Below are 8,525 nucleotides of genomic sequence, written 5' to 3' on the forward strand. Positions count from 1 at the left end.
CCGACAAAGCCGACCAGCAGCAGGTAGATGCCCAGCATGGACAGGCCCACCACCAGCCAACTGCGCCGCTGGGCGGCGGTGATGTCGGCCCGCAGGTCGTCCACCGCCTGATAGAACTCGGCCACGGCGATGATCTCGTCCGATCCGCTCAGCCGCACCGGGCTGTAGGTCTCCAGCAGCTCGGCGCGCTGCGCCCGTTCCAGGACGTTCTCGGCGCTCTCCAACTCGCTAATCTCCGAACTGACCTCACCCGCCCAGGCGCGGGTCAGCCCCTCGCCCATCGGGAAGGTCTGGCCGATGGTCGCCGGCTCGGCGCTGTAGAGGATTGTGCCCCGCTCGTCCCAGACCTTGAAGGAGAGGATTTGCCGGCCGAGCGGCGTGTCCTCGAGTAGCCGGTCGAGCGCGGCGATGTGTTCGGGCGTCAGCGTGTCGGACGTAGAAAGCTCTTGCAGGTTGGGGGCGATGAAGCTGTCTACGAAGAGGGCCGTCGTCTCGGCCGTGCGGTTGACGACGCTGCGCTCGATCTGCGCCCCCACCCACCAGCCCAGGGCGAGCGCCGCCGCGACCAGGATGAGCAGGCTGGCGATGGTGAACTGCCGCGCCAGGCTGAGCCGGCCGGCCGGGGTTGGCGGAGTGGTGGTCATGGCGCGCCTCCGATCAGACCAAAGTCGGAACGGGTCAGGGCGAAGGTCGGAGCGGAAGTCCCGACCTTGGCCCGATTCGTCGCGGGCTGGGAACGGCTATTCTTTTGACTAGATAGCCTGGTGGACATGGCAAGAGGAAGCATCCGCAGATTTCGCAGATTTTTGGAAGCGCTGCAAACGAGGTTCTGGGGCATCTGTCAAGCTTCGTAATGAAAGAACAAACGTTGTAGTTCAAGAAGAAAGGAGATACATCATGTTAGTGAAGAAAGGGTGGTTCAAAGTAACGGTGTTGGGTGTTTTTCTGGCGGCATTGCTGCTGAACGCTTTCATGATCGCGCCGGCGGCCCACGCCAAAGGCGGCGACGCCACGCGCATCGCGCTGAAGGGCAGCGCGCCTTATGCCACGGCTAAGGGCACGGCCAAATACAAGGCCGAGGGCGGCGAGCGCGAGTTCCAGGTCGAGCTGGAGAACGCCCGGTCGCTGGCCGGCAAGACGCTGAACGTCTTCGTCAACGGCGCGAAGGTCGGCAGCTTCCGGGTCAGCGCGTTGGGCGCGGGCCGCCTGGAACGCAACAGCGACCTGGGCCAGGCCGTGCCGAACATCAGCGCCGGCTCCCGGGTGCAGATCAAGACTACCACCGGCGCGCTCGTCGTCTCGGGCAGCTTCTAGCGTCATCTCAACCGCCGCTCGTTCGGATTTCACGCCCCCTTCCCCCGAAGGGGGCGTTTCGTTGCTTGACAACACTTTACCATAGTGCTACCATGCGCGCATGATGAACGGTTACCGTTCTAGCATGTTTTTTAGCTTTGCTTTTGCGAACGAGTCCCGCGCCGCGACGGCCGAGACGCTCTGTTCCGCTTGAGCAAGGCTTGGCGACAGAGAATCCCCCAAGACGCGGCGAGACCCGCGTCTTTTTTGTTGGAAGAAAAGGTTATCCGCAGATTACGCAGATTTGGCAGATTATGAAGAAGCTCACGCCAAGCTCGCTAAGGGTGCAAAGAACGCAAAGAGAACGAGACGCTTGACGTTCTTTGCGTGAGCTTCTTAATCTGCGAAATCTGCGGATGACAACTCTGGAGGCGCTATGTTAGCGGAACTGGAACAGCAATACGAACAAGCAGCCGCGGCGCTGGCGGCGGCCGAGGGGCGCGAGGCGCTGGAGGTGTGGTACCGCGACACGCTGGGTCGCAAGGGCAGCATCTACCTGCTGACCCGCCAGGTGGGCGCGCTCAGCGCGGAGGAACGGCCCGCTTTCGGCCAGCGGCTCAACGAGGTCAAGGCCGAGCTTCAGGCCGCCTACGATGAGAAGCTGGCCCTGGCCGAGGGGGCCGAGCTTCAGGCGCAACTGGCCGCCGGGGCGCTCGACGTGACCCTGCCCGGACGGCAGCCGGCGCGCGGCCGGCTCCACCTGGTCACGCGCACCCTGCGCGACATCTACCGCATCTTCGGCGACATGGGCTTCCAGGTCTACCGCAGCCGCGACGTGGAGACGGACGAGATCAACTTCGAGTTGCTCAACTTCCCGCCCCACCACCCGGCGCGGGAGATGCAGGACAGCTTCTACACCACGACTGAGGGCGTCATCCTGCGCACCCACACCAGCGGCGGCCAGATTCGGGCCATGCGCGAGTATTACCCGGAGCCGATCCGCGTCGTCCTGCCCGGCATGTGCTACCGCAACGAGCAGGTGACGGCCCGCAGCGAGATGCAGTTCACCCAGGTGGAGTTGCTGGCCGTCGGCGATGACATCTCCTTCGCCGACCTGAAGGGCACGCTGACCGAATTCGCCCGGCGACTGTTCGGGGCCGACCGGGAGACGCGCTTCCGCGCCAGCTACTTCCCGTTCACCGAGCCGAGCGCGGAGATGGACATCAGCTGCATCCTGTGCGAGGGCGCGGGCTGCGCGGTGTGCAAGTACACCGGCTGGCTGGAGATTCTGGGCTGCGGGATGGTGCATCCGGTCGTGCTGCGCAACGGCGGCTATGACCCGGACAAGTACTTCGGCTTCGCCGCCGGCATGGGCCCGGAGCGGATCGCCATGCTGAAGTACGGCATTGATGACATCCGGCAGTTTTGGGCCAATGATTTGCGCTTCCTGGAGCAGTTTTGAGGAAGCGCGGGGGAGCAGGGGAGCGGGGGCGCAGGGGTGAATAAGACACTGACCAAAGAGCTCTTTCTCCCCTGCACCCCCTCCCCCCTGCCCCCCTGCAACCTGCAAATGACACGCTGGAGATAGTTATGCGCGTACCGCTATCATGGTTGAGAGAATACGTAGATATCGACCTGCCCGTGCCCCAGGTGACCGAGTTGCTGACCAACGCCGGGCTGGAGGTGGAGAGCATCGAGTACGTCGGCCTGCCGGGCGCGGAGCTAGAGTGGGATCGGGAGAGGATCGTGCTGGGCCAGGTGCTCAAGGTCGAGCAGCACCCCGACGCCGACCGCCTGGTGCTGGCGACGGTGGCTTACGGCGCGGCCGAACCGAAAGTGGCCGTCACCGGCGCGCCCAATCTCTTCCCCTACATTGGCCGGGGCGACCTGAGCGCCGAGCGCCTGTACGCCCCCTACGCGCTGGAAGGGGTCACGCTCTACGACGGCCACAAAGAGGGGCGCGTCAAGGCCAGGCTGAAGGGGCGTCCCCTGCGCGGCATCTACAACGATTCGATGCTCTGCTCCGAAAAGGAGTTGGGCATCAGCGAGGAGCACGAGGGTATCATCCTCATGCAGGACGCCGGTAGGGGCGGGTTTGAAACCCGCCCCTACGAGCCGGGGACGCCGCTGCAAGACGTGCTGGGCGACGCCGTGCTGGAGATCGCCATCCTGCCCAGCACCGCCCGCGCCACATCCATTCTGGGCGTGGCCCGCGAACTGGCGGCGCTGACCGGCAAGACGCTGCGCTATCCCGACACCGACGTAGTCATGGAAGGCCCGCCAGTCGAGGGGCGCGTCGTCATCACCACCGACGAGCCGGCGCTCAACCCGCGCTTCGTGGCCCTGGTTATCGAGGGCGTGCGCCAGACACCCAGCCCCTACTGGATGCAGCACCGCCTGCGGCTGGCCGGGCAGCGGCCGATCAACGTCGTCGTGGACATCAGCAACTACGTCATGCTCGAGATCGGCCAGCCCAATCACACCTTCGACTACGACGTGCTGCGCCGCCGCGCCGATAGCTACGCGCCTGATGGCCCGATCCATATACACACCCGCCTGCCCCACCTCGGTGAGACGCTGACCACGCTCGACGGGGCCGTCCATAAGCTGGAGCCGTACACCATCCTGGTCACCGACCCGGCCGGCAACTTGAGTGTCGGCGGCATCATGGGCGGCCTGGAGAGCGAGATCAAGGACGACACCACCAACGTCCTGCTCGAAGCGGCGGCCTGGAACTTCATCAACATCCGCCGCAGCGCCAACGCCCTCGACCTGCACACCGAGGCCGCCTACCGCTTCAGCCGCGGCGTCCACCCCAGTCTGGCGCTCATGGGCGCCAAGCGCGCCGCCGAACTGATGCGCCGGTTAGCCGGCGGCGTGGTGGCCCAGGGCATCGTGGATTACTACCCCAACCCGGCCGAGCCAGTGGTGGTTGACCTCGATCCGGTCTACGCCCGCAAGCTGAGTGGGCTGGACTTGCCGGCTGAGACGATGGCCGCGTTGCTGGAGCGGCTGGAGTTCACCGTCGAACCGCGCGGCGACCAGTTGCGCGTGACGGCTCCCGACCACCGCCTGGACATTGAGGGGCCGCACGACCTGGTCGAGGAGATTTGCCGTCTCTACGGCTACGACCGCATCCCATCCACCCGGCTGGCCGACGAGCTGCCCCCACAGCGCGGCAATGCCGAGTTGGACGGCGAGGAGCGCGTCCGCGACCTGCTGGTCGACCTGGGGCTGCAAGAAATCTGGAGCTACCGGCTGACCTCGCCCGACCGCGAGGCGCGGCTGCTGCCGGCGGGGCCGCCCGATGGCCGGCCCTACGTTGCGCTGCTCAACCCGCCCGCGCCCGACCGCCACGTCATGCGCCACAGCATCCTGTCGTCAGTGCTGGAAGCGACGGCGGCCAACAGCCGCCACGCCGAACGCATCGCCCTGTTCGAGATCGGCGAAGTCTACCTGGCGGGCGAAGAGGAGCCGCTGCCGGACGAGCTGACCCGGCTGGCGCTGGTGTTGACCGGCCGGCGCGCCGCCTCCGGCTGGAACAACGGCGCGGCCGGAACGTATGACTTCTTCGATTTGAAGGGCGTGCTCGACGCTTTCTTCGAGGCGCTGCACGTGCCGGTGACGGTCGAGGCAGCCGCCCACCCCACGTACCGGCCCGGTCGCTCGGCGCGGCTGCTGGTCGGTGAGCGGCAGATCGGCATCATGGGCGAGCTTCATCCGGGCGTCGTCAAGGGGTTCGACCTGCGGATAGAACGGAATCAGCCGGTGCTGGCTGCTGACATTGACCTTGAGGCGCTGCTGCCGCTCGTGCCCGACAAGTACCCCTACGTGCCCGTGTCCACTTACCCGCCGGTGCGCGAGGATTTGGCGCTGGTTGTGGATGCCGGCTTGCCGGCGGCGAATGTGGAAGCCGCGTTGCGCCAGTACGGCGGCGCGCTGCTGCGCGAGGTCGCCCTGTTCGACGTGTACGAGGGCAACCAGTTGCCGCCGGGCAAGAAGAGCCTGGCTTACCATCTAGCGTTCCAGGCCCCGGACAAGACGCTGACCGATAAAGACGTGTCGCGGCAGCGCGGGCGACTGCTGAAGCTGCTGGAACAGCAGCTTGGCGCGAAGCTGCGCGAATGAGCCGCGCGGCCCGGCATCCCCCCGATGCCGGGCCGCTTTTGTTTCCCCGCTTGCCATTTGCCGGCTCTTGTTGTATTATTTCAACAATTCAGCCCGTCGATGGATGATCACTGTAGCGAGAGCGGGCGTACCGGATGTGGCGGGAAAGGGATAGTGGCACAGCCAGTCGAGATTAAAGGGATACGCGACGGCCTGCTAATCCGGGTGGACGACCACCCGGACTTTGCCATTTTCGAGCTTCTGCCCGGCCAGTTGGACGCCAAGCGCGACTTCTTGCGAGGCAGCCGCATCGCCGTGGAGATCGGCCGTCGCGAACTGAGCTATGAACAACTGGTGGAGATGCAGCGGCTGTTCGAGGGGTATGACCTCACGCTCTGGGCCTTGCTGACGCAGGACGTGGCGACGCGCGAGTCGGCCCGGCGTGTCGGTCTGGCCACGCGGCTTTCCGGCAGCGCCACCGACCTGGAAGGCAACGCCCTGCCCGTCGAGCCGGCCGACAGCGCGCCCGCCGCCGCTCGCCAGCCCCCCGCCCCCAACGCGCTCTTCCTGCGCGAGACGGTGCGGTCGGGTCGCTCGGTGTGGCATGAGGGGCACGTGGTCATTCTGGGCGACGTGAACCCCGGCGCGGAAGTCATTGCCGCGGGCAACGTGATCGTTTGGGGCCGGCTGCGCGGCCTGGTGCATGCCGGCGCGTTGGGCGACGCGGGCGCCGTCATCTGCGCCCTGGATTTGAACCCAACCCAACTGCGCATCGCCGACCAGATCGCCGTCGCCCCGCCCGACAGCCGCCACGCTCCCATCCCCGAGCAAGCGGCCATTCGCGACGGCCAGATCGTGGCCGAGCCGTGGCAGACGAGACACGCGGTATGATGAGGAAAGGAGCCACAGACGGTCGCGTTGGTCGTTGGTGGTAAGTGGTTAGTCGTTGGTCGCTTCCGACTGGCGACCAACGACTAACGACCGCCGACCAAAACAATCTGTATCATCGGTGAAATCTGTGGATTCTTCTGTAACGGGAAGGTCAAAAACTATGAGTGCACAAGTCTTGACGGTTACCTCGGGCAAGGGCGGCGTGGGGAAAACGACGGTGACAGCCAATCTGGCGTCGGCCCTGGCGATGGGGGGCAAGCGCGTGACGGCCATCGACGCCGACATCGGCCTGCGCAACCTTGACGTGGTCATGGGTCTGGAGAACCGCATCGTCTATGACCTGGTAGACGTGGTCGAAGGGCGCTGCCGGCTGCGCCAGGCGATGATCAAGGACAAGCGCCAACCGGAGCTATATCTGATTCCGGCGGCCCAGACGCGCGACAAGAACGCCGTCAGCCCCTCCGACATGATCCTGCTGTGCGACCAGTTGCGCGAGGAGATGGATTACATCCTCATCGACTCGCCGGCCGGCATCGAGCGCGGCTTCCGCAACGCCGTGGCCCCGGCCGACAAGGTACTCATCGTCACCAACCCCGAGGTCTCGGCCGTCCGCGACGCCGACCGCATCATTGGCCTCATCGAGGCTGAGGAGAAAGGGCCGGGCCAGCTAATCATCAACCGCGTCAAGCCGGAGATGGTCAGCCGCGGCGACATGCTCTCCGTGACCGACGTGCTCGACGTGCTGGCCGTCCAACTGCTGGGCGTCATCCCGGAGGACGAGCGCATCCTGGTCGCCAGCAATCAGGGCTTGCCGCTGGTCATGCATGGCCTGAACGGCTCCAGCGCGGGCGAGGCGTTCCGCCACGTCGCCCGCCGGCTGGATGGAGAGGACGTACCCTTCATGGATTTGTCCGCGAAGCAGGGCTTCATGGCCCGGCTGCGGGCGTTCATGGGTGGACAGTAGGGAGGCGCGACGCATGAACTGGCTCAACCGATTGCTGGGTAAGAGCGAAAGTAGCGGTCAGGTCGCCAAACAGCGTCTACAGATGGTGCTGGTGCATGACCGCGCCGACCTGCCGCCGGGGCTGCTGGAGCAGATCAAGGACGACATCGTGGCCGTCATTGCCCGCCATACGGCCGTCGATACCGACAACGTCATTGTCCACCTGGAGCAGAGCACGCAGGAGAACCGGCTCATCGCCGAGATTCCGCTGGCGTCCGTCCGCGGCCGGCGCGCCAACGGACACAAGGTATAAGAGAGCATCCGCAGATTGGGCAGATTTGGCAGATTCTAAAGAGGAACACAGAGGGACACGGAGACCGGACACAGAGAGACACAGAGAAAGAAACGCTCTTACTCTGTGTGACCCATGTGTCCCTCTGTGTTCCTCTTATTTATGAAAGAAGCCCCTTCAACTTTTGCCCGGTGATAGAGTCCGGGTGGGCGGCGACGGTCTCGGGCGCGCCGGCGACAATAATCTGCCCGCCCGCCTCGCCCCCCTCCGGGCCGAGGTCGATCACCCAGTCGGCGCACTTGACCACGTCCAGGTTGTGCTCGACGACGATGACCGTGTTGCCTGCGTCGACCAGCCGCTGCAACAGCAGCACCAGGTGGGCCGTGTCGGCCGGGTGCAGGCCAGTCGTCGGCTCGTCCAGCAGGTAGAGCGTTCGCCCGGTGGCGCGGCGCGACAGTTCCTTCGCCAGCTTCACCCGCTGCGCCTCGCCGCCGGAGAAGGTCGAGGCGGGCTGGCCGAGCTGTAGATAGCCCATGCCCGTCTCGACCATCAGCCCCAGCCGCGCTTTGGCCGCGGGGACTCCGTCGAAGAGCGTCAACGCCTCCTCGATGGTCATGTCGAGCACCTGGGCGATGTTGTGGCCTCGGTACTCCACCGCCAGCACCTCGCGCTTGAAGCGCCGCCCGTGGCAGACGGGACAGCGCACCTGCACGTCGGGTAGGAAGTGCATCTCCACCGCCAGCATTCCAGCCCCATCGCAGCGGTCGCAGCGCCCGCCGGGCACGTTGAAGGAGAAGTGCTGCGCGCTCAGGCCGCGCTCGCGGGCGGGCGGTTGGGCGGCGAACGCCTCGCGGATGGGGGTGAAGGCGTCGGTGTAGGTGGCGGCGTTGGAGCGGGTGGAGCGGCCGATGGGGGCCTGGTCGATGGTGATGACCTTGTCGAAACGCTCCCAGCCGTCGATGCCGTCGTGCGCGCCGGGCGGGGTGGACGCGCCGTAGA

General features: G+C 65.8%; 6 protein-coding genes and 2 pseudogenes. 6 read left to right on the forward strand and 2 right to left on the reverse strand.

All coding sequences use genetic code 11. The annotated features are described in order from the left end of the window. Positions 1-644, reverse strand: a pseudogene (locus ACE3UY_RS15775) (sensor histidine kinase); the annotation flags it as partial. Between the two features lie 253 nt (positions 645-897). Here ACE3UY_RS15775 and ACE3UY_RS15780 point away from each other — a divergent pair. The 6 genes from ACE3UY_RS15780 to minE all read left to right on the forward strand — a co-directional run bounded on the left by ACE3UY_RS15780 (position 898) and on the right by minE (position 7,547). After that, positions 898-1,314, forward strand: a complete 417-nt coding sequence (locus tag ACE3UY_RS15780) for a hypothetical protein (protein ID WP_374688455.1) — start codon at positions 898-900, stop codon at positions 1,312-1,314. A gap of 415 nt (positions 1,315-1,729) precedes the next feature. Further along, positions 1,730-2,755 carry a phenylalanine--tRNA ligase subunit alpha gene (gene pheS, locus ACE3UY_RS15785; RefSeq protein ID WP_374688456.1) on the forward strand — a complete coding sequence of 342 codons (1,026 nt, stop codon included), beginning with the start codon at positions 1,730-1,732 and terminating at the stop codon, positions 2,753-2,755. 128 nt (positions 2,756-2,883) lie between these two features. Next, positions 2,884-5,421: a phenylalanine--tRNA ligase subunit beta gene (gene pheT, locus ACE3UY_RS15790; RefSeq protein WP_374688457.1), complete on the forward strand. Its 2,538-nt coding sequence runs from the start codon at positions 2,884-2,886 to the stop codon at positions 5,419-5,421. 153 nt (positions 5,422-5,574) lie between these two features. After that, positions 5,575-6,291 (forward strand): septum site-determining protein MinC, encoded by a 717-nt coding sequence (gene minC / locus ACE3UY_RS15795; RefSeq protein WP_374688458.1) that lies wholly within the window; start codon positions 5,575-5,577, stop codon positions 6,289-6,291. Between the two features lie 160 nt (positions 6,292-6,451). Continuing rightward, complete coding sequence (gene minD / locus ACE3UY_RS15800) at positions 6,452-7,255, forward strand: septum site-determining protein MinD (RefSeq protein ID WP_374688459.1); 804 nt, start codon at positions 6,452-6,454, stop codon at positions 7,253-7,255. A 13-nt stretch (positions 7,256-7,268) separates the two neighbouring features. Then, positions 7,269-7,547, forward strand: a complete 279-nt coding sequence (gene minE / locus ACE3UY_RS15805) for a cell division topological specificity factor MinE (RefSeq protein ID WP_374688460.1) — start codon at positions 7,269-7,271, stop codon at positions 7,545-7,547. 139 nt (positions 7,548-7,686) lie between these two features. On the opposite strand, the pseudogene uvrA reads toward minE, so the two are convergent. Then, a pseudogene (gene uvrA / locus ACE3UY_RS15810) lies at positions 7,687-8,525 on the reverse strand (ABC-ATPase UvrA); the annotation flags it as partial.

The organism is Promineifilum sp. (SeqCode), assembly GCF_041918635.1.
Lineage (GTDB): Bacteria > Chloroflexota > Anaerolineae > Promineifilales > Promineifilaceae > Promineifilum.

Coding starts and splice junctions, on each gene's coding strand:
- minD (WP_374688459.1), top strand. CDS start 6,452: ATGAGTGCACAAGTCTTGACGGTTACCTCGGGCAAGGGCGGCGTGGGG.
- ACE3UY_RS15780 (WP_374688455.1), top strand. CDS start 898: ATGTTAGTGAAGAAAGGGTGGTTCAAAGTAACGGTGTTGGGTGTTTTT.
- pheT (WP_374688457.1), top strand. CDS start 2,884: ATGCGCGTACCGCTATCATGGTTGAGAGAATACGTAGATATCGACCTG.
- pheS (WP_374688456.1), top strand. CDS start 1,730: ATGTTAGCGGAACTGGAACAGCAATACGAACAAGCAGCCGCGGCGCTG.
- minE (WP_374688460.1), top strand. CDS start 7,269: ATGAACTGGCTCAACCGATTGCTGGGTAAGAGCGAAAGTAGCGGTCAG.